The following is a 21,459-nucleotide window of genomic DNA, read 5'->3' on the forward strand; positions in this document are numbered from 1 at the left end:
CGGGGATAAACCGGCCTGATTTGGCGTTATGGTTCCTGCTGCCTGGTGTTCCCCGCGCGAGCGGGGATAAACCGTACAAATGCAAGGTATGCGGCAAAGGGCTTATGTGTTCCCCGCGTGAGCGGGGATAAACCGTTTCCACCCGAAAATGCCAGCGTATGACGGGTGTGTTCCCCGCGCGAGCGGGGATAAACCGTGCACCACTGCGTCTGGTGATTCCAGCGTGACGTGTTCCCCGCGCAAGCGGGGATAACTCTTTATGCCTGATAAAAATAGCTCGTTATCATTAATATTTTCTTTATGGACAGATATCGTCCGACGGTTTCATTGCATCTCTATAAACTAAGAAAGCTATAATAGATACTGAACTTATAAGATATATTGCCTGTTAAATCATTTTCATGGTAACAAATACAAAATTTATATATGTAACCTTCTGGTGATTTAAATCACAAAATATACTTTATAAAAAGCGCAGTATGTAACGATAACAGTCGGATAAGGGATGTCGCTTGACAATATTTAATTATTGGGGGAAGACCAGTCGAGGAAATAAAGATGGTGGAGATGAATACCACCTGCTGTGCTGGCACTCATTGGATGTTGCTGCTGTTGGTTACTGGATGGTGCAATGCAATATCTATGGCGCTGCTGATTATCTTAAAAAAGTAGGGCTCCATGATAAGAACAAGGCCGCGCAGTTTTTTGCCTGGTTATTATGCTGGCATGATATCGGAAAATTCGCCCACTCTTTTCAGCAGATTTATATTCATAATGACTTGAATTTACATGACGAATATATAGAACATTATGAAAAAATCCCTCATGCAACATTAGGCTTCTGGCTCTGGGATAATTACCTTAGTGAGTTTCCTGAGCTTTTTCCCAACTCTTCTCTTGCAGCCCGTAAACTTAAGCGCGCTATTGCGCTTTGGATGCCGCTTACGACAGGTCATCATGGGCGACCACCTTCGTCAGTAACGGAACTGAAAAATTTCCGCCAGCAGGATAAAGAAGCAGCCCGTGATTTTCTTGCCAGGATTAAATCATTATTCCCACTGGTTGAGATTCCCGAATTTTGGGATGATGATGAGGGTATTGCTCTCTTTAAACATTTGTCATGGCTTATTTCCGCAGTCATAGTCCTGGCAGATTGGGTTGGTTCTTCAACCCAACATTTCCCCCGAATCGCTAAGCCAATATGTATCAATGAATATTGGCAACAGCATGCGCTGGTTAAAGCGAAACTCGCGATTTCTGTTTTCCCTCCTTCCTCTACCGTTGCCCCTTTTTCCGGAATAACGACGCTATTTCCCTTTATTCAACAGCCAACTCCGTTACAGCAAAAAGCGCTGGAGCTGGATATTAATAAAGAAGGTCCGCAATTATTTATTCTTGAAGATGTCACAGGTGCCGGAAAAACAGAGGCCGCGTTGATTTTAACGCATCGCCTGATGGCGGCGGGAAAGGCGCAGGGGTTCTATTTTGGTCTGCCGACGATGGCGACGGCGAATGCTATGTTCGACCGGATGTCGGAGAGCTGGCTGGCGCTGTATCAACCAGGCTCTCGGCCAAGCCTGGTGCTAGCGCATAGCGCACGTGGATTAATGGATCGCTTCAATCAGTCAGTCTGGTCCGGGGATTTAGCGGGTTCCGAAGAGCCGGATGATAAGGAACCTTCCAGCCAGGGCTGCGCCGCCTGGTTTGCCGACAGTAATAAGAAAGCGCTATTGACTGAAGTCGGTGTTGGTACGCTTGACCAGGCGATGATGGTGGTGATGCCGTTCAAGCACAACAACCTGCGGATGCTGGGGTTGAGCCATAAAATCCTGCTGGCTGATGAAATTCACGCTTACGACAATTACATGTCGCGGATCCTCGAATGCCTGGTTGAGAAGCAAGCCAGTGATGGCAATATCACGATTCTGCTTTCCGCCACGCTATCACAACAGCAACGAGACAGGCTGGTTGCCGCTTTTGCTAAGGGCGCAAAGAGCCGGGTTGAAGCGCCATTATTGGGCTATGACGACTATCCCTGGCTAACGCAGGTGACGAGTTCGGCGGTAGTTTCTCAACATGTGGAGACCCGTAAAGAAGTTGAGCGCAGCGTTAAAGTTGGCTGGATGCACGGCGAACAGGAGTGCATTGAACGCATTGAACAGGCCGTAAGCCTGGGAAAATGCATTGCCTGGATACGCAACTCTGTTGATGACGCGATTGGTATATATCGCCAGCTTCTCGCCAGAGAGGTTATTCCTGCTGAAAGCCTTCTGCTATTTCACAGCCGCTTTGCTTTTCACGATCGTCAGCGCATTGAAAACCAGGCGCTGACGCAGTTTGGTAAAAAAGACAGTTCTCAACGTGCCCAAAAAGTTCTTATCTGTACCCAAGTCATTGAAAGTTCTGTTGATATTGACGTTGATGAAATGATCACTGACTTAGCCCCAGTGGACCTGTTGATTCAGCGAGCTGGACGTCTACAGCGGCATATCCGCGATCGTAACGGCTTGTTGAAAGCTTCCGGACAAGACGAACGTCCCGCGCCGGAGCTACTGATCTTCGCGCCGGAATGGGATGACTCGCCACGAGAGGACTGGTTTTCAGGCGCGATGCGCAACAGCGCCTACGTCTACCCCGATCATGGTCGCCTGTGGCTGACCCAGCGCGTGCTGCGCGAACAGGGTGAAATTAGGATGCCGCAGTCTGCCCGGCTGCTGATTGAATCGGTCTACGGTGAAGACGTTGATATGCCTGAGGGGTTTGCGAAGACGGAACAGTTGCAGGAAGGAAAATACTACTGCGACCGGGCATTCGCTAAGCAAAACATTATCAACTTTGCGCCGGGCTACAGCCCTGAAAGCAGCGATTTTTTGCCGGAAAAGCTTTCGACGCGTCTGGCCGAAGAGTCGGTTTCGCTGTGGCTGGCGAAAATTGTCGATGGGGCGGTTAAGCCTTATGCGCCAGGCGAACATGCCTGGGAAATGAGTGTGCTGCGGGTGCGCCAGGGTTGGTGGGAAAAACACCGGGGGGATTTTACTCTGCTTGACGGTGAGCGACTCCGGCAGTGGTGCATTGAACAGCATCAGAATAAGGAGTTCGCTGTGGTGATTGTGGTGTCGGAGGTTGAAAACAGCGGTTATTCAGCCTGCGAAGGATTAATCGGAAGAACGGAGGTCTAGCAGCTAACCACATGAATAGTTTCTCACTTTTAACAACCCCCTGGCTCCCCGTGCGTTTAAAAGACGGCTCTACGGGCAAGCTGGCGCCGGTTAATCTGGCAGATGAAAACGTGGTGGATATAGCCGCTGCGCGGGCGGATTTACAAGGTGCGGCCTGGCAATTTCTGCTGGGTTTATTGCAGTGCAGTATGGCACCGAAAAATTATTCTCGCTGGGAGGATATCTGGATTGATGGGCTGAGCGAGGATGTGTTTCAGCGTGCGCTGGAACCGCTGGAGACCGCCTTTCGGTTTGGTGCCGATACCCCTTCTTTTATGCAAGATTTCGAAGCGTTAAGCGGAGAAAAAGTCTCGATAGCTTCGCTGCTGCCAGAAATCCCCGGCGCGCAAACCACAAAGTTTAATAAAGACCATTTTGTTAAGCGCGGCGTCACGGAGCACTTTTGCCCGCATTGCGCGGCGCTGGCGTTATTTTCGTTGCAACTAAATGCCCCATCGGGCGGCAAAGGTTACCGCACCGGTCTGCGCGGCGGCGGGCCGATGACAACGTTGATTGAATTACAGGAATATCAGGGCAACCGACAAACGCCGCTGTGGCGCAAGCTGTGGCTCAACGTTATGCCGCAGGATAGCGCCGGAATGCCTGTGCCTGAAAGGTATGATGAAACGATTTTCCCCTGGCTGGCCCCAACCCGCACCAGTGAACTGGCAAGCGCAGTCACTACGCCAGAACAGGTGAATCCACTTCAGGCCTATTGGGGAATGCCGCGACGCGTTCGCATCGATTTTGACGCGACCCATTCAGGCCGCTGCGATCTCTGTGAAACCGAAAGTGATGAATTACTTAGCGGGATGACCGTGAAGAATTATGGCGTCAATTACGCGGGATGGACTCATCCGCTGACGCCTTATCGACTGCCTCTGAAGGAGGGCAGCGAGCGTTATTCCGTCAAGCCGCAACCCGGCGGGCTTATCTGGCGCGACTGGCTGGGTTTAAATCAGAAAGGCGCTTCGGAAAATAACACTGAATATCCAGCGTTAGTCGTTACAACATTCAGTGCACGCAGCCTTAATGACGTAAAATCCGGGCTGTGGGGCTTTGGCTATGATTTCGACAATATGAAAGCCCGCTGCTGGTATGAACATCATTTTCCGCTGCTATTAACCGAAAATATTATTCCCGATCTACACAAGGCGGCGCTAACGGCATCGCGCAACCTTAGCCTGCTGCGCAGCGCGTTGAAAGAGGCCTGGTTTTCCGATGCTAAAGGCGCTCGCGGAGATTTCAGCTTTATTGATATCGACTTCTGGCATCTGACGCAGGGACGCTTTCTTGAGCTTATTCGCGATCTTGAAAACGGCCAGAACGCAGACGAAAGGCTGAACCGGTGGCAAACGAACATCTGGCTGTTTACCCGCAGCTACTTTGACGACCATGTTTTTACCAACCCTTACGAGGGCGTCGATCTCAAACGCATCATGCTGGCGCGTAAAAAATATTTCACCCAATCGGCGGAGAAGCAGAGCGCGAAAGCCGCCAGGGCAAAAAAGCAGGAGGCTACTGAATGAGTATTGTGAAGGACGACCATAAGGCCACGCTTTGCCGATGGCATGAATATTTACAGGAAAAACGCGGCCTGCGCGCCAGCCTGCGGCGCAGCAAAACGGTGAATGAAACCTGTCTGTCGGAAGGATTTCGTTCCCTGCTGATGCAGACTCACACGTTATGGAAAGTCGAAGGGCAAGAGTGGCGTTTTACCGCGCTGGCGATAACCGCGGCGTTGGCCGCACATGTTAAATCTATTGTTAAAGAGCCGAATTTTGCTGCGCAGTTAGGTCAGATGACGGGCAATAATCAGGTCATGTCGGAGCTGCGTTTTTCCAGGCTGTCTGCGGTAAAAACGCCTGACGAACTACTGCGTCAGTTACTGCGTGCCGTTCGGCTGCTTAATGGTGTGGTGAACCTTCCCTCACTGGCGGACGACGTCTTCCACTGGTGCCGGGAAAACGACGAGCTACTTAACCATATCCGCCGCCAGCAGCGGCCGACTGAATTTATCCGTATCCGCTGGGCGCTGGAGTACTACCAGGCCGGTGAAGCTAACAACGACGATCAATAAGGGACTATCAGATGACCACATTTATTCAGCTACATTTACTGACTGCTTACCCGGCCGCCAACCTGAACCGCGACGACACCGGTTCCCCGAAAACAGTCGTGCTCGGCGGCGCGACGCGTCTGCGCGTTTCTTCGCAAAGCCTGAAGCGCGCATGGCGCACTTCTGAACTTTTTGAGCAGACGCTGGCGGGAAATATTGGTATCCGTAGCGGACGTATTGCCCGCGAGGCGGCGAAGATCCTCATTGAAAAGGGTATTGATGAGAAAAAGTCCATCGAGTGGGCGGCAAAGATTGCGGATTACTTAGGTAAGGCAAAAGCAGATAAAAAAGCAAAAGATCTGCTGACTAACACCGAAACCGAGCAACTGGTGCATATCAGCCCGGCAGAATTTGAAGCGGTAAAAGCGCTGGCGCAGCGTCTGGCGGAAGAAAAGCGTGCTCCCCAGGAAGAAGAACTCAATTTATTGCGCCACGATCGTATGGCCGTCGATATCGCCATGTTTGGCCGCATGCTGGCCAATAAGCCGGAATTCAATGTTGAAGCCGCCTGTCAGGTCGCACATGCTTTCGGCGTCAGCGAAACGATTGTCGAAGACGATTTCTTTACCGCTGTTGATGATCTTCGTAAGACTTCGCTAGAAGATGCCGGTGCCGGACACCTCGGCGAAACCGGATTTGGCTCTGCGCTTTTTTATACCTATATCTGCATCGACAAAGATCTGCTGGTCAAAAATCTGGGTGGTAATGAGGAGCTGGCGAATAAAACGCTGCGTGCCTTCACCGAAGCAGCGCTGAAAGTCTCGCCAACCGGAAAGCAAAACAGCTTCGCCAGCCGCGCCTATGCGTCCTGGACGCTGGCGGAAAAAGGGACCGAACAACCACGCTCACTGGCTGCGGCATTTTACAATCCGATCAACGGCACCAATCAACTGGATGCCGCCGTAAAACGTATCACCGAACTGCGTAAAAATATGAATAAGGTTTATGAACAGCAAACGCAATCCGTTGATTTTGATGTAGTGAGCGGTAAAGGAAGCATGAAAGAAGTGCTGGACTTTATCTGCGCGTAAGGGGCGGCTATGAGCCAATATCTGGTTTTTCAGCTTCACGGGCCGATGGCCTCCTGGGGCGTGGATGCACCCGGCGAGGTGCGCCATAGCCACGAGCTGCCCTCACGTTCAGCACTGCTGGGTTTACTGGCCGCTGCGCTGGGCATCCGGCGCGATGAAGAAGAGCGGTTGAAGAATTTCAATCAGCATTACTCGTTTCTGTTGTGTGCCAGCAAAAACCCCCGCTGGGCGCGGGATTATCACACCGTTCAAATGCCAAAAGAGGTGCGAAAAGCCCGTTATTTTAGCCGCCGCGAAGAGCTGAGCGATCCTGAGCTCCTCAGCGCGATTATCTCCCGGCGAGATTATTACACTGACGCCTGGTGGATGGTGGCGCTCGCGTCAACGCCCAATGCGCCTTATACGCTGGAGCAATTACGGGATGCGCTACAGCAGCCGATATTTCAATTGTATCTGGGGCGAAAAAGTCATCCGCTGGCTTTGCCACTTGCGCCGTTGTTGCTGGAGGGTACCGCATCGGATGTGCTGAACGAGGCGTATCGACAGTACCGGGAGAAGTTCAACAAGATAAATATCCGATTAGCGGAGCTGCAACCTGAGTGCTGGTGGGAAGGCGAGCATGACGGTCTGAATGCTAATAAAGTCTTACGTCGTCGCGATAGGCCGATGAGCCGTCGGCAGTGGACGTTTGGCGAGCGTACCGTTAACCAAGGACCGCTGTTCATCAAGGAGGAACCGTGTACCTCGCAAAAATAACGCTGCATACCAGTCAGCTTTCACCATCACAGCTATTACAACTGGTGGATCGCGGTGAATATGTGATGCACCAGTGGCTTTGGCAGTTATTTCCCGGTGTGCAGGAGCGGCAGTTTCTTTATCGCCGGGAGGAGCTTCAGGGGGCGTTTCGTTTCTTTGTTCTTTCCCTTGAGCCTCCTGCTGAAAGTGAGATCTTTGGTATTCAATACCGACCGTTTGCACCGACCCTGAGCATAGGGCAGACCTTTCGTTTTAGCCTGCGCGCTAACCCAACGATTTGTAAGTCCGGTAAACGTCACGATCTATTGATGGAAGCGAAGCGCCAGGTAAGGAGACAGGTTAATGGCCCGGATATCTGGCAGTATCAGCAGCAGGCGGCGCAGGACTGGCTGCTGCGTCAGGGTGAGCAGAACGGGTTCTCACTGCGCGAGGTGAATGTGGATGCCTATCGCCAGCAGCAGGTTGTACGAGCGAAGTCCCGTCAGGTGATCCAGTTTAGCAGCGTGGATTATTCTGGCGTGCTGGTGGTTAACGATCCCAGGTTATTTCTGCAACGCTTGATTCAGGGATACGGTAAAAGCCGGGCTTTCGGCTGTGGTTTGATGTTGATTAAACCTGGAGACGGCGAGTGACATTTGTGCCGCTAAGTCCGATACCCCTTAAAGATCGCACGTCGATGATTTTTCTCCAGTACGGGTAGGTTGACGTGCTGGATGGTGCATTTGTGTTGATCGATAAGACGGGAATCCGCACCCATATTCCGGTGGGATCGGTGGCCTGTATCATGCTGGAGCCGGGTACTCGGGTTTCTCATGCGGCGGTGCGCGAGCGGATAAGCTGCTTTATCAGGCGAAGCTGGCGCTGGATGATGATTTGCGCCTGAAAGTGGTGCGAAAAATGTATTAACTGCGTTTTCGTGAACCACCGCCGGCACGTCATTCTGTCGAGCAGTTGCGCGGTATTGAAGAGGCCCGCGTCCGTCAGACTTATTCGCTACTCGCTAAACAGTATGGTGTGAAGTGGCATGGACGTAATTATGATCCTAAAGACTGGGAAAAAGGCGATGTGGTAAACCAGTGCATCAGCGCCGCAACTTCATGTCTTTATGGCATTTCTGAAGCCGCGGTACTGGCGGCTGGTTACGCGCCAGCGATTGGTTTTATCCATAGCGGCAAACCTCTTTCATTTGTTTATGACATTGCTGACATCATCAAGTTTGAGTCAGTCGTTCCTAAGGCATTTGAAATCGCCGCTCGAGCGCCCTCTGAACCCGATCGTGAAGTCAGACTGGCCTGTCGTGATATTTTTCGTAGTACGAAGCTTACCGGAAAACTGATTCCTTTAATTGAAGAAGTGCTCGCGGCGGGTGGAATAGAGCCACCCCAGCCAGCGCCAGATATGTTGCCGCCAGCAATACCGGAGCCACAATTGCTCGGCGATGGCGGGCATCGGGGGCATGGTTGATGAGTATGGTCGTTGTTGTCACGGAAAATGTTCCACCGCGCCTGCGAGGACGGCTTGCCATCTGGCTACTGGAGATCCGGGCCGGTGTATATGTTGGTGATATCTCAAAACGTGTACGGGAGATGATCTGGCAGCAGGTTACACAACTGGGGGGCGTCGGAAACGTGGTAATGGCCTGGGCCACGAATACAGAGTCCGGTTTTGAGTTTCAAACCTGGGGTGAAAATAGACGTATTCCGGTAGATTTGGATGGACTGAGATTGGTTTCTTTTCTTCCTGTTGAAAATCAATAATTTATATGTTCTTTAATAAAGAGGAATTGTTATTATTATGTTGGTAGATTGTTTTGTCATAAAAAAGATAATAGAAAACAATTATATGCCTTTAGAGTGTTCCCCGCGCCAGCGGGGATAAACCGCAGTGAATCCAGGTTGAGTTGCCAGCGGGAAAGTGTTCCCCGCGCCAGCGGGGATAAACCGATTATTGATGCCGTGGCTTTGTAGAATAACAGGTGTTCCCCGCGCCAGCGGGGATAAACCACGGCTGATCACCGTAGCAGTTGCTGACAGTGCATGTTCCCCGCGCCAGCGGGGATAAACCGGATCAGTAGTTGTATTTACTGACGGATCCCCAGTGTTCCCCGCGCCAGCGGGGATAAACCGCCCACGGAATACGAAGTAAAAACCAATGGAGAGTGTTCCCCGCGCCAGCGGGGATAAACCGTGCTTCATGTCGTCCCACAGCCCTTCCTGCATGTGTTCCCCGCGCTAGCGGGAATAAACCGCGCATGGGCAAAGCCCGCAGGAAGTTGAAGGTGTGTTCCCCGCGCCAGCGGGGATAAACCGTGCCCCTGCATGGTCATCGCGGATTCAGTCCTGTGTTCCCCGCGCCAGCGGGGATAAACCGCTCGGCGAGGAACTGGTCTTGCAGTGCTCCCCGTGTTCCCCGCTCCAGCGGGGTTCCCCCGCCACATATCCCATACCCATATCCGATTCCGGACATATTCCCACGCACGGATTCTGCTATCGTATTGGCGCCATTTGGGATGGCGTTAATTTAATCACTCAGGGATATGACAATGAAAAAGATCGCGCTGGCGGCGCTGCTGATGGGGATGTGCACTGCGTCTTATGCGGAAACCGAAACCTGCAAACAATACTTCGCTGAAATGGACAGCTTCATTAAAGAAGCGTCAAAACATGAAGAAGCGAAAGCGCAGGTGGACATGCTGAAAACCCAGCTCGCGGAAGGCAGAAAACAGCTTGAGACATACAGCGTAGAGCAACAGGATGCAGGCTGTAAGCAGGGACTGGCGGCAGTAAAACAACTTAATGCCTCACTGGGCATCAAATAACAAAAAGGGAGCCGATGCTCCCTTTTTCGTTTTTACGGACGGCAGATTTACTTTGTCCCCGCCTTTGCCAGTTCTTTGACCAACGGCAGCATAATACGCACGACATCGCGGCTGCGTCGGTCGATACGCCCCGGCAGGGCCTGATCGATATGCTGGACGTTATCGAGCTTGATGTTATGCCAGCTCACGCCATCCGGGAAGGATTTCGATTTCGCGCGCTGCTGATAGCCATCCTTTTTCCCCAAATTCCAGTTGGTGGCCTCAACGGATAGCACCGGAATACCGGCATTATCAAACACTTCTGCATCATTGCAGCAGCTTGTTCCCTGAGGATAGTCAGGATTGAGACCCGGATTGGAGGTCGCGCTAATCCCCAGAGAGCGTGCGATAGCCAGCGCCCTGTCACGGGTGAGCTTACGCACCGATGCGGGGGTTTTCTTACCGCTGTTGAAATAGAGATTATCGCCGACAATAAGGTTATCGAGATTAATCACCAGCAGCGTTTGCTTCTTCTCATGCTCGCTCATGCGTTTGAGGAAGTTCTCTGCCCCCAGGTTGCCTTGCTCTTCACCGCTGGTCGCCACAAAGCGAATAGTGTATTCCGTTGGCACCGATTTCAGTTGTTCCGCCAGCTCCAGCATCGCCCCCACTCCTGAGGCGTTATCATCGAGACCCTGTAGCGTCAGACCACCCAGATTATTGTCGGTATCCGCATCGCTGCGCGGCGCATAGGTGTCCAGATGCGCCACAATAATGATCTGCTGTGGGTGCTTGCCTTCATGCGCGGCAATAACGGTGCTGCCGGTGACGTTCTGCCAGTTGTGCTGATTACTACGAGAAGTCCAACTGTAGCGGCTGTTGAATTTGCGGATGTCACTCTGATAACCCATCTGCGCAAACTGCTGGCGTATATAATCCGCTGCGAGCATTTCAGCCGGCGAGCCGGTCATGCGACCGGGAAAATAGGTGGCGATATGGCGCGCCTGATTGCTTGCAAATTCACCGGGATGAGGTGCTCGTGCCTGAGCAGAAAAAATAAAGCATACGCCGAGCGCCAGGGCAGCGGTACGGTGGCGCAATGCGGAGAGCATAGAGAGTCCTTTTACGACAAAAATTTTATCGCGCTTAGTATGAAACTGTGACCCGGTTTACACAATTTCATTTGTTCTTAACTCTGCAAAAATCTGGTGGTTAAGCACTTTTTGGCATTTGCTTTTTTAGCTCGTTATTCCTTTGCGGAACTACTCATTCCAATTCGTAATTTCATTCACTCTACTCTCCCCCCTATAGTCCCACTATTACTGGTTGCGAGTGAGTTGTTGCCCTGTGGATTACCTTCCTTTATTTGCTGACGTCAAAGACCGCCCCGTGTTGGTTGTCGGTGGTGGCGACGTTGCCGCTCGTAAGATTGCTTTTTTACGTCGCGCGGGGGCACGCGTGCTGGTGGTGACAAAACATCTCGAACCTTCACTGCAACAGTTGGTGGATGAGCAAGAGATCCACCTGCTGGCGGATACGTTCGATGAAGCGCAACTCGACAACGTCTTTCTGGTGATTGCGGCAACGGATGACGGGGACGTCAACCGTCTTGTCTTTGACGCCGCAAATGCCCGCCATCGTCTTGTCAACGTGGTAGATGACCAGCCGCTGTGCTCATTTATCTTCCCGTCGATTGTTGACCGCTCGCCGCTGCTGGTGGCTATCTCTTCCGGTGGCAACGCACCGGTACTGGCGCGATTGCTGCGTGAAAAAATTGAAGCGTTGTTGCCCGCAAACTTAGGCCGTATGGCTGAGATGGCCGGGCGCTGGCGCACGCGCATTAAAGCATTTCGTAAAACCACCGATGAACGTCGTCGTTTCTGGGAGAGCGCCTTTCGTGGCCGCTTTGCCAGCCTGATGGCGGCGGGCAAAGAGCAGGCAGCGGAACAGGTGCTGGCAGATGAACTCGCGAACCCGGGCAGTAGCACCGGCGAAATCATTCTGGTTGGTGCCGGGCCGGGCGATGCCGGGCTGCTAACATTGCGTGGTTTGCAGGTTATCCAGCAGGCTGACGTGGTGTTTTACGATCATCTGGTGACCGATGGTGTGCTGGAACTCGTACGCCGCGATGCGGAACTGATCAGCGTGGGTAAACGCGCTGGCTCGCACCTGGTTGCACAGCATGACACCAATCACATGCTGGTTGAGGCCGCGCAGGCGGGCAAAACCGTGGTGCGGTTGAAAGGCGGCGACCCGTTTATCTTTGGTCGCGGTGGCGAAGAGTTACAGGCGGCTGCGGCAGCAGGTATCCCCTTCCAGGTGGTGCCGGGCGTGACGGCGGCATCCGGCGCGACGGCTTACGCAGGCATTCCGCTGACACACCGCGACTACGCACAAAGTGCCACCTTTGTTACCGGACATTACAAAGCCGACAGCGCACCGTTTGACTGGTCGCAACTGGCGCAAAGTCGCCAGACGCTGGCTATCTACATGGGTACGATGAAAGCGGCTGAAATCGGCGAACAACTCATCGCTCACGGGCGAGAGGCACAGACACCAGTCGCGGTGATTTCGCGCGGCACACGGGCTGACCAGCAGGTCAGAACCGGCACATTACAACAACTTGAGGAACTGGCGAAAGATGCGCCAATGCCCGCCCTGCTGGTCGTGGGCGAGGTGGTACAACTGCATCATGAACTCGCCTGGTTTCAACACACGACAGGCCCGGAAGCGTTTGACGCCTCCGTGGTGAATCTGGCTTAAGGAACGGTTATGGATCAAAAACGACTCACTCACCTGCGACAACTGGAAGCCGAAAGCATCCATATCATTCGCGAGGTGGCCGCCGAATTCTCCAATCCGGTGATGATGTATTCCATCGGTAAAGACTCCAGCGTGATGCTGCATCTGGCGCGTAAAGCCTTCTATCCTGGTACGCTGCCATTCCCGCTGTTGCATGTGGACACCGGCTGGAAATTCCGTGAGATGTATGAGTTCCGTGACCGCACAGCGAAAGCGTATGGCTGTGAGCTGCTGGTGCACAAAAACCCGGAAGGGGTGGCGATGGGCATTAACCCATTCGTCCACGGCAGCGCCAAGCACACCGACATCATGAAAACCGAAGGGCTTAAGCAGGCGCTGAACAAATACGGTTTTGATGCGGCCTTCGGCGGCGCACGCCGTGACGAAGAGAAGTCCCGCGCCAAAGAGCGAATCTACTCTTTCCGCGATCGCTTCCACCGCTGGGACCCGAAAAATCAGCGTCCTGAACTGTGGCACAACTACAACGGGCAGATTAACAAAGGCGAGAGCATCCGCGTTTTCCCGCTCTCCAACTGGACCGAGCTGGATATCTGGCAGTATATCTACCTGGAAAATATCGAAATTGTTCCGCTGTATCTGGCCGCAGAGCGCCCGGTGCTGGAGCGCGACGGCATGCTGATGATGATCGACGACGATCGTATCGACCTGCAACCTGGCGAAGTGATCGAACAACGGATGGTGCGTTTCCGTACGCTTGGCTGCTGGCCGCTGACCGGCGCAGTGGAGTCCGAAGCGCAGACGCTGCCGGAAATTATCGAAGAGATGCTGGTTTCCACCACCAGTGAACGTCAGGGCCGCGTGATTGACCGCGACCAGGCAGGCTCCATGGAGCTGAAAAAACGTCAGGGATACTTCTAAGGAGCCGCCATGAATACCACTATTGCCCAACAAATTGCCAACGAAGGCGGCGTCGAAGCGTACCTGCACGCACAGCAGCACAAAAGCCTGCTGCGTTTTCTGACCTGCGGCAGCGTCGATGACGGGAAAAGCACCCTGATTGGCCGCCTGCTGCATGACACGCGCCAGATTTATGAAGATCAGCTCTCTACGCTGCACAATGACAGCAAACGTCACGGCACCCAGGGGGAAAAACTCGACCTGGCCCTGTTGGTCGACGGCCTGCAGGCGGAACGTGAGCAGGGCATCACCATCGATGTGGCGTACCGTTACTTCTCAACCGAGAAGCGCAAATTTATCATTGCCGACACCCCCGGGCACGAACAGTACACCCGTAATATGGCTACCGGTGCGTCAACCTGTGACCTCGCGATCCTGCTGATTGACGCCCGTAAAGGCGTGCTGGATCAGACCCGTCGCCACAGCTTTATCTCCACCCTGCTGGGCATTAAACACCTGGTGGTGGCGGTCAATAAAATGGATCTGGTCGGCTTTAGCGAAGAGACCTTTGAGAACATTCGTCAGGAGTACCTGACCTTTGCTGAACAGCTACCGGGCAATCTGGACATTCGCTTTGTACCGCTGTCGGCGCTGGAAGGGGATAACGTCGCCAGCCAGAGCGCCAACATTCCGTGGTACAGCGGTCCGACGCTGCTGGAAGTCCTCGAAACCGTCGAAATTCAGCGCGTTGTGGATACCCAGCCGATGCGTTTCCCGGTGCAGTACGTTAACCGTCCGAACCTCGATTTCCGTGGCTTCTCCGGTACGCTGGCCTCGGGCAGCGTGAAGGTTGGCCAGCGCATCAAAGCACTGCCGTCTGGGGTGGAATCCACCGTTGCGCGCATCGTGACCTTTGATGGCGACCTACAGGAAGCCCATGCGGGTGAAGCGATTACCCTGGTGCTTAAGGACGAGATCGACATCAGCCGTGGTGATCTGATCCTGGATGCGCAGGAGAGCGTGCCTGCGGTGCAGAGCGCGTCCCTCGACGTAGTCTGGATGGCTGAGCAGCCGCTGGCGCCAGGACAGAGCTTTGACATCAAAGTGGCCGGTAAAAAGACCCGCGCCCGTGTCGACGCCATTCAATATCAGGTAGATATTAACAATCTCACCCAGCGTCAGGTGGATACGCTGCCGTTAAACGGTATCGGTCTGGTCGATTTGACCTTTGATGAGCCGCTGACCCTGGATGCGTATCAACAAAACCCGGTGACCGGTGGTGTTATCTTTATCGACCGCCTGAGCAACGTGACCGTAGGCGCCGGCATGGTGCGTGAAGTGCATCAGCAGGAGACGACTGTACCGTCGCAGTTCAGCGCCTTTGAGCTGGAGCTGAATCAGCTTATCCGTAAACATTTCCCACACTGGGGCGCGCGTGATTTGTTGGGAGGTAAGTAATGGCCGCTCACGATGAGAACGTCGTCTGGCATCCTCATCCGGTGACCGTTGCGCAGCGTGAGCAACTCCACGGCCACCGTGGGGTTGTGCTGTGGTTTACCGGGCTGTCTGGTTCCGGTAAATCGACGGTAGCGGGGGCGCTGGAAGAGGCATTACATCAGCAGGGTGTCAGTACTTACCTGCTCGATGGCGACAATGTGCGTCACGGCCTGTGTAGCGATCTGGGCTTTAGCGATGAAGACCGCAAAGAGAACATTCGCCGGGTCGGGGAAGTCGCCAGCCTGATGGCTGATGCCGGGCTGGTGGTGCTGACCGCGTTTATCTCCCCGCACCGTGCTGAGCGACAGATGGTGCGTGAGCGTGTGGGGGAGGGGCGTTTTATTGAGGTTTTCGTGGATACGCCGCTGGCGATTTGCGAAGCACGCGACCCGAAGGGGCTTTATAAAAAAGCGCGCGCGGGGGAGTTACGCAACTTCACCGGCATCGACGCCGTTTACGAAGCGCCTGAAACACCCGAAGTTCACCTGCAAGGTGAACAATTGGTAACAAATTTGGTGAGCCAATTATTAGACCTCATGAGACGGGACGATATGATCAGATCCTGAGACAGTGCCGGGGATACGCAGAACGTGGGGCGTATCCTGTTTCGTCGGCCAGTCAGTTAATGGGATCAGATATGCGTAATAGTCAGAACATCACCATCTCAAGGTCGGATACCATCACGACCAGCGAAGAGACCACCTGGTCCCTGCCTGGGGCCGCAGTGGGCTTTGTCGCGTGGCTGTTGGCGCTGGCTATCCCTTTTCTGATTTACGGTCCTAACACGCTGTTCTTCCTCCTCTACACCTGGCCTTTCTTCCTTGCGCTGATGCCCGTTTCGGTTGTGGTGGGCATCGCCCTGCACTCCATCGTCAATGGCAAGCTGCTCTACAGCGTTGTCCTCACAGCGCTCACGGTTGTGGCCATGTTTGGCGCGTTGTTTATGTGGCTGATGGGCTAAAGCCATCCATACTTCAAACCGTAACTCACATTAAGACGATGTGTCCTGGGGACAACCCTACGGAAAGGTGCGTAAATATGTTACATTCTGTCGCGGTGACTCGTTATCACCCGGCCCCGGTGTGGAGTCTGAGAAAAAGTTATGGGATGATGATGCCGTTTTTCAGGGGGCAGGATGGGTAAACTAACGCTGCTATTGCTGGCTTTGCTGGTCTGGCTACAGTATTCACTGTGGTTTGGCAAAAATGGTCTTCACGACTATAGCCGTGTCAGCGAAGATGTGGGCGCACAGCAGGCGACAAACGCCAAATTAAAAGCGCGAAACGATCAACTCTTTGCTGAAATTGACGATCTCAATGGCGGCCAGGAAGCGATTGAGGAACGCGCTCGCAACGAATTAACGATGACCAAACCGGGCGAAACCTTTTATCGTCTGGTGCCGGACGCGTCCAAACGCAACCAGGGGTCAGTACAGAACACACAAAATAATCGATAAACAATCCCGGGCTTACGACATGTCTGTAATTATTCCGGACGTTTGTGCGGTGGTGCCGGCTGCCGGATTTGGCCGCCGCATGCAAACGGAATGTCCCAAGCAATATCTTTCCATTGGCGATAAAACGATCCTCGAACACGCGGTAGCGGCCTTGCTGGTCAACCCGAACGTGGAGCGTGTCATTATCGCCGTCAGCCCCGGTGATGAGCGTTTTGCCCGCTTGCCGCTGGCGCAACACCCCGCCATTACCGTTGTGGCTGGTGGCGCTGAACGTGCGGACTCCGTACTGGCGGGGCTGAAAGCCGCGCAAGGGGCACAATGGGTGCTGGTGCATGACGCCGCACGTCCTTGCCTGCATCAGGATGATTTAAATCGCCTGCTACAACTGCGTGAAACCAGCCGGGTCGGCGGTATTCTTGCCGCACCGGTTCGCGACACCATGAAGCGTGCTGAACCTGGTAAAACGGCTATTGCCCACACCGTTGAGCGTAACGATTTATGGCATGCGCTCACGCCGCAATTTTTCCCTCTGGAACTCCTCCACGACTGCCTGACGCGCGCGCTCAACGAAGGCGCGACCATCACCGATGAAGCCTCGGCACTCGAATATTGTGGATTCCACCCGGAACTGGTCGCCGGACGCGCGGATAATATTAAGGTGACGCGTCCTGAGGATCTGAAACTTGCAGAATTTTATCTCACCCATTCTTAACACCAGGAGAAGGCATAATGCGCATTGGACACGGTTTTGACGTACACGCATTTGGCGGCGATGGCCCCATTATTATCGGTGGCGTTCGTATTCCCTGGGAGAAAGGCCTGCTGGCGCACTCCGATGGCGACGTCGCATTACATGCGCTGACCGATGCCCTGTTAGGCGCGGCGGCGTTGGGCGATATTGGTAAGCTGTTCCCGGATACCGACCCGTCGTTCAAAGGGGCTGACAGCCGTGCGCTGCTGCGTGAGGCATGGCGTCGCATCCAGGCCAAAGGCTACGTGATTGGCAACGTGGACGTCACTATCATCGCGCAGGCGCCGAAAATGTTGCCGCATATCCCGCAGATGCGCGTGTTTATCGCCGAAGATTTGGGCTGCCACATGGACGACGTGAACGTGAAAGCAACCACGACCGAGAAACTCGGTTTTACCGGACGTGGCGAAGGTATTGCCTGTGAGGCGGTGGCGCTCCTGCTTAAGGCGGCGAAATGACCGGCTTCGACCAGCTAACCTATTTGCACGGTAAACCTGCGGCTAGCGGTTTACTGAAAGCCAATCCGGAAGATTTCGTGGTTATCGAGGACTTAGGCTTCGAACCCGACGGTGAAGGTGAACATATTCTGGTGCGAATTCTGAAAAACGGCTGCAATACGCGCTTTGTTGCCGACGCGCTGGCGAAGTTCCTTAAAATACACGCCCGTGACGTCAGCTTTGCCGGGCAGAAAGATAAACACGCGGTGACCGAGCAATGGTTGTGCGCGCGCGTGCCGGGTAAAGAGATGCCGGACCTGAGCGCGTTTCAGCCTGAAGGTTGTAAAGTGCTGGAATATGCCCGCCATAAGCGCAAACTGCGTTTAGGCGCGCTGAAAGGCAACAGTTTCACCCTTGTGCTGCGCGAAATCAGCAACCGTGACGACGTGGAATCCCGCCTGCAGGCAATCCGCGAGGGCGGCGTGCCGAACTATTTTGGTGCGCAACGTTTTGGCATCGGCGGCAGCAATCTACAGGGTGCGCTACGTTGGGCACAGAGCGATGCCCCGGTGCGCGATCGTAATAAGCGCAGTTTTTGGTTGTCGGCGGCACGCAGTGCATTGTTTAATCAGATTGTTAGCGAGCGCCTGAAAAAAACAGACTTTAATCAAGTTGTTGACGGCGATGCGCTACAATTATCGGGGCGCGGAAGTTGGTTTGTGGCAACCGCAGAAGAGCATGCTGAACTGCAGACGCGCGTTGATGATAAAGCGCTGATGATTACCGCCTCAATGCCGGGAAGCGGCGAGTGGGGAACGCAGGGCGAAGCGCTGTCATTTGAGCAGGCCGCCGTTGCCGATGCGCCGGAGCTGCAGGCGTTGCTGGTGCGTGAAAAGGTTGAGGCCTCGCGCCGCGCAATGCTGCTCTTTCCGCAACAATTAAGCTGGAACTGGTGGGATGACGTGACCGTCGAGTTACGCTTCTGGCTGCCGGCAGGTAGCTTCGCCACCAGTGTGGTAAGGGAAATTATCAATACTTTGGGTGATTATGCGAATATTGCTGAGTAACGATGACGGGATTCATGCGCCAGGTATTCAGACGCTGGCAAAGGCCCTGCGGGAGTTTGCCGACGTACAGGTCGTGGCTCCCGATCGTAACCGTAGCGGCGCATCCAACTCGTTAACGCTGGAATCCTCCCTCCGAACTTTCACCTTCGAAAACGGCGACATTGCGGTGCAGATGGGCACCCCGACCGACTGTGTCTATCTGGGCGTCAACGCGCTGATGCGCCCGCGCCCGGACGTTGTCGTCTCTGGCATTAACGCCGGGCCGAACCTCGGGGACGATGTTATCTATTCTGGTACTGTCGCGGCAGCGATGGAAGGACGCCACCTGGGCTTTCCGGCCCTGGCGGTGTCGTTAAACGGCCAGACGCATTACGAGACAGCCGCGGCTGTCACCTGCTCCATTCTGCGCGCGCTGTCGCGCGAGCCGTTACGTACCGGGCGTATTCTGAATATTAATGTCCCGGACTTGCCGCTCAGTGAAATCAAGGGTATTCGTGTTACCCGCTGCGGTAGTCGTCATCCTGCGGATAAGGTCATTCCGCAGCAGGATCCACGAGGCAACACGCTTTACTGGATTGGCCCTCCGGGCGAGAAATACGACGCCGGACCGGATACCGATTTTGCCGCCATCGATGAGGGTTTTGTTTCTGTCACCCCGCTACACGTGGATTTAACTGCGCATAGCGCGCATGATGTGGTTTCGGGCTGGCTGGATCGCGCCGGAGTGACTGAACGATGGTGAACAGACGCGTACAAACACTGCTTGATCAATTACGCGCGCAGGGCATTACCGATGAGCATGTGCTGGAAGCCATCTCGCTGGTACCGCGCGAGAAATTTATCGATGAGGCGTTTGAACATAAGGCCTGGGATAACGTGGCGCTGCCTATCGGACAGGGCCAGACTATCTCTCAGCCTTATATGGTGGCGCGGATGACGGCTTTACTTGAGCTGACGCCGCAATCCAGAGTGCTGGAAATTGGCACAGGGTCTGGTTATCAGACTGCAATACTGGCGCATCTTGTGCATCACGTTTGTACGGTTGAACGCATTAAAAGCCTGCAATGGCACGCACGACGTCGCCTTAAACAACTTGATTTACATAATGTTTCAACTCGACATGGCGATGGCTGGCAGGGTTGGCAGGCACGGGGTCCATTTGATGCCATTATTGTCACCGCCGCACCGCCAGAAATTCCGGCGGCGTTGATGTCGCAACTGGATGAAGGCGGCATTCTCGTTTTACCTGTGGGCGACGAGCAGCAACTTCTTAAACGTGTTCGTCGGCGGGGAGGCGAATTTGTAATCGATACCGTGGAAGCCGTGCGCTTTGTGCCGCTGGTTAAAGGCGAACTGGCCTGATAAACAGATTTTTCCTGATGCTTTCATGCCGCATCAGCGTATGGTGGGCAAATTTGCCGAAACCGTTCACGGTTAATTTTAAGTCATTGGTAGCTAACACATTCCTGGGGGATAAATGAGCACGGGAAGCCCTAAATTCACCGTAAGCCGTGTTGCGGCACTATCACTGGTTTCTATCTGGCTGGCAGGCTGTACAAGCTCCAGCAACGCACCCGCTCCGGTCAGTTCGGTAGGTGGCAATACCAGCTCCAGCAACAATTCCGGAATGTTAATCACTCCGCCACCAAAAATCGGTACCGCGTCACAGCCGCAAATTCAGCCCGTACAGCCCGTTCAGCGCCCGGTACAGACCGCGCCTGTTCAGTCTGTTCCGGAGCAGCCTGTTCAGACTGTTAATGGCAAAATCATCTATAACCGTCAGTATGGGAACATTCCGAAAGGGAGCTATACCGGCGGCAGTACCTATACCGTAAAACGCGGTGATACTTTATTTTATATTGCGTGGATAACCGGGAACGATTTCCGCGATCTTGCCCAACGCAACCATGTTGCTGCACCTTACGGTTTGACAGTGGGTCAAACCTTGCAAGTGGGTAATGCATCAGGTACGCCAATAACGGGCGGAAACGCGATAACTCAGGCAGATGCGAGCGCACAAGGAATTGTCTCAAAACCTGCACAAAATTCCACCGTAGCTGTTGCTTCAAAACCAACAATTACGTATTCTGAGGATTCAGGTGAACAAAGTGCTAACAAAATGTTGCCGAACAACAAGCCTGCGACCCCTGTCACAGCGCCTGTTACGGCTCCAACTGTTAGCACGACCGAACCGACCATCAGCAGCACGTCAACCAGTACGCCGATTGCTTCCTGGCGCTGGCCGACAGATGGCAAAGTTATCGACAACTTCTCTGCTACCGAAGGTGGCAACAAAGGTGTTGATATCGCAGGTAGCAAAGGACAGGCAATCGTCGCGACCGCAGATGGACGCGTCGTCTATGCCGGTAACGCGCTTCGCGGTTACGGTAATCTTATTATCATCAAACATAACGATGATTACCTGAGTGCCTACGCCCATAACGATACGATGCTGGTCCGGGAACAACAAGAAGTTAAGGCGGGGCAAAAAATCGCTACCATGGGTAGCTCCGGAACCAGTTCTACACGCTTGCATTTTGAAATTCGTTACAAGGGGAAATCCGTAAACCCGCTGCGCTATTTGCCGCAGCGATAAATCGGCAAAGTGGTTGAACCGTTCCTCATTGTTGTCGTTGCAGCGCGCGCAGATGCCGCTGCAATGGTCAGTAA

The 21,459-nt window shown here is 53.8% G+C and carries 21 protein-coding genes, 1 pseudogene and 1 CRISPR repeat array (1 of these 23 only partly in view); of the genes and pseudogenes, 21 read left to right on the plus strand and 1 reads right to left on the minus strand.

What is annotated here, in order from left to right; genetic code table 11:
* Window positions 1-257: a CRISPR direct-repeat array (repeat unit 29 nt; unit sequence GTGTTCCCCGCGCGAGCGGGGATAAACCG); it begins 16 nt to the left of the window's first position.
* A gap of 255 nt (window positions 258-512) precedes the next feature.
* From cas3 to ACS0RQ_RS05165, 9 genes and pseudogenes are all read left to right on the plus strand, one after another.
* Window positions 513-3,179: a CRISPR-associated helicase Cas3' gene (gene cas3, locus ACS0RQ_RS05125; RefSeq protein WP_271850063.1), complete on the plus strand. Its 2,667-nt coding sequence runs from the start codon at window positions 513-515 to the stop codon at window positions 3,177-3,179.
* An 11-nt stretch (window positions 3,180-3,190) separates the two neighbouring features.
* Window positions 3,191-4,747: a type I-E CRISPR-associated protein Cse1/CasA gene (gene casA, locus ACS0RQ_RS05130; RefSeq protein WP_271850062.1), complete on the plus strand. Its 1,557-nt coding sequence runs from the start codon at window positions 3,191-3,193 to the stop codon at window positions 4,745-4,747.
* Window positions 4,744-5,298: a type I-E CRISPR-associated protein Cse2/CasB gene (gene casB / locus ACS0RQ_RS05135; protein WP_271850061.1), complete on the plus strand. Its 555-nt coding sequence runs from the start codon at window positions 4,744-4,746 to the stop codon at window positions 5,296-5,298. The genes casA and casB overlap by 4 nt, the downstream gene beginning before the upstream one ends.
* An 11-nt stretch (window positions 5,299-5,309) precedes the next feature.
* Window positions 5,310-6,368: a type I-E CRISPR-associated protein Cas7/Cse4/CasC gene (gene cas7e / locus ACS0RQ_RS05140; protein WP_271850060.1), complete on the plus strand. Its 1,059-nt coding sequence runs from the start codon at window positions 5,310-5,312 to the stop codon at window positions 6,366-6,368.
* 9 nt (window positions 6,369-6,377) lie between these two features.
* The gene (cas5e, locus tag ACS0RQ_RS05145; protein ID WP_271850059.1) at window positions 6,378-7,124 is read left to right on the plus strand and encodes a type I-E CRISPR-associated protein Cas5/CasD; all 747 of its coding nucleotides are present in this window, start codon (window positions 6,378-6,380) and stop codon (window positions 7,122-7,124) included.
* Window positions 7,106-7,756, plus strand: a complete 651-nt coding sequence (cas6e, locus tag ACS0RQ_RS05150) for a type I-E CRISPR-associated protein Cas6/Cse3/CasE (protein ID WP_271850058.1) — start codon at window positions 7,106-7,108, stop codon at window positions 7,754-7,756. Before cas5e ends, cas6e begins: the two co-directional genes overlap by 19 nt.
* Before the next feature lie 74 nt (window positions 7,757-7,830).
* A pseudogene (gene cas1e / locus ACS0RQ_RS05155) lies at window positions 7,831-8,588 on the plus strand (type I-E CRISPR-associated endonuclease Cas1e).
* Entirely contained in the window at window positions 8,588-8,881 is a 294-nt protein-coding gene (gene cas2e / locus ACS0RQ_RS05160; protein WP_271850057.1) for a type I-E CRISPR-associated endoribonuclease Cas2e, read from the plus strand. Before cas1e ends, cas2e begins: the two are co-directional and overlap by 1 nt.
* Before the next feature lie 785 nt (window positions 8,882-9,666).
* Window positions 9,667-9,942 (plus strand): DUF5339 domain-containing protein, encoded by a 276-nt coding sequence (locus tag ACS0RQ_RS05165; RefSeq protein WP_039077693.1) that lies wholly within the window; start codon window positions 9,667-9,669, stop codon window positions 9,940-9,942.
* Window positions 9,943-9,989: 47 nt separating this feature from the next.
* Here the strand turns inward: ACS0RQ_RS05165 and ACS0RQ_RS05170 are convergent, their stop codons facing one another.
* Complete coding sequence (locus ACS0RQ_RS05170; protein ID WP_271850056.1) at window positions 9,990-11,033, minus strand: aminopeptidase; 1,044 nt, start codon at window positions 11,031-11,033, stop codon at window positions 9,990-9,992.
* 235 nt (window positions 11,034-11,268) lie between these two features.
* On the opposite strand from ACS0RQ_RS05170, the gene cysG reads away from it, so the two are divergent.
* From cysG to nlpD, 12 genes are all read left to right on the plus strand, one after another.
* A complete protein-coding gene (gene cysG / locus ACS0RQ_RS05175; RefSeq protein WP_334633362.1) occupies window positions 11,269-12,684 on the plus strand; it encodes a siroheme synthase CysG in 1,416 nt (471 codons plus the stop codon).
* 9 nt (window positions 12,685-12,693) lie between these two features.
* Window positions 12,694-13,602 (plus strand): sulfate adenylyltransferase subunit CysD, encoded by a 909-nt coding sequence (gene cysD / locus ACS0RQ_RS05180; protein WP_039077690.1) that lies wholly within the window; start codon window positions 12,694-12,696, stop codon window positions 13,600-13,602.
* 9 nt (window positions 13,603-13,611) lie between these two features.
* Window positions 13,612-15,039, plus strand: coding sequence for a sulfate adenylyltransferase subunit CysN (gene cysN, locus ACS0RQ_RS05185; protein ID WP_039077689.1), 1,428 nt, complete (start codon window positions 13,612-13,614; stop codon window positions 15,037-15,039).
* Entirely contained in the window at window positions 15,039-15,644 is a 606-nt protein-coding gene (gene cysC, locus ACS0RQ_RS05190; RefSeq protein WP_039077688.1) for an adenylyl-sulfate kinase, read from the plus strand. Before cysN ends, cysC begins: the two co-directional genes overlap by 1 nt.
* A gap of 71 nt (window positions 15,645-15,715) precedes the next feature.
* Window positions 15,716-16,039: a DUF3561 family protein gene (locus ACS0RQ_RS05195; protein WP_132438666.1), complete on the plus strand. Its 324-nt coding sequence runs from the start codon at window positions 15,716-15,718 to the stop codon at window positions 16,037-16,039.
* Between the two features lie 174 nt (window positions 16,040-16,213).
* On the plus strand, window positions 16,214-16,534 hold the full coding sequence (gene ftsB, locus ACS0RQ_RS05200; protein WP_039077686.1) for a cell division protein FtsB: 321 nt from the start codon (window positions 16,214-16,216) through the stop codon (window positions 16,532-16,534).
* Window positions 16,535-16,553: 19 nt separating this feature from the next.
* Window positions 16,554-17,246: a 2-C-methyl-D-erythritol 4-phosphate cytidylyltransferase gene (gene ispD, locus ACS0RQ_RS05205; protein ID WP_271850054.1), complete on the plus strand. Its 693-nt coding sequence runs from the start codon at window positions 16,554-16,556 to the stop codon at window positions 17,244-17,246.
* 17 nt (window positions 17,247-17,263) lie between these two features.
* On the plus strand, window positions 17,264-17,743 hold the full coding sequence (ispF, locus tag ACS0RQ_RS05210; protein WP_039077684.1) for a 2-C-methyl-D-erythritol 2,4-cyclodiphosphate synthase: 480 nt from the start codon (window positions 17,264-17,266) through the stop codon (window positions 17,741-17,743).
* Complete coding sequence (gene truD / locus ACS0RQ_RS05215; protein WP_271850053.1) at window positions 17,740-18,789, plus strand: tRNA pseudouridine(13) synthase TruD; 1,050 nt, start codon at window positions 17,740-17,742, stop codon at window positions 18,787-18,789. Before ispF ends, truD begins: the two co-directional genes overlap by 4 nt.
* The gene (gene surE, locus ACS0RQ_RS05220; protein ID WP_039077682.1) at window positions 18,770-19,531 is read left to right on the plus strand and encodes a 5'/3'-nucleotidase SurE; all 762 of its coding nucleotides are present in this window, start codon (window positions 18,770-18,772) and stop codon (window positions 19,529-19,531) included. Before truD ends, surE begins: the two co-directional genes overlap by 20 nt.
* Complete coding sequence (locus ACS0RQ_RS05225) at window positions 19,525-20,151, plus strand: protein-L-isoaspartate(D-aspartate) O-methyltransferase (protein ID WP_039077681.1); 627 nt, start codon at window positions 19,525-19,527, stop codon at window positions 20,149-20,151. Before surE ends, ACS0RQ_RS05225 begins: the two co-directional genes overlap by 7 nt.
* Before the next feature lie 175 nt (window positions 20,152-20,326).
* Window positions 20,327-21,385: a murein hydrolase activator NlpD gene (gene nlpD, locus ACS0RQ_RS05230; RefSeq protein ID WP_271850077.1), complete on the plus strand. Its 1,059-nt coding sequence runs from the start codon at window positions 20,327-20,329 to the stop codon at window positions 21,383-21,385.
* Window positions 21,386-21,459: the final 74 nt, after the last annotated feature.

Origin of the sequence: Phytobacter diazotrophicus (assembly GCF_052061655.1) — a bacterium.
Lineage (GTDB): Bacteria > Pseudomonadota > Gammaproteobacteria > Enterobacterales > Enterobacteriaceae > Phytobacter > Phytobacter diazotrophicus.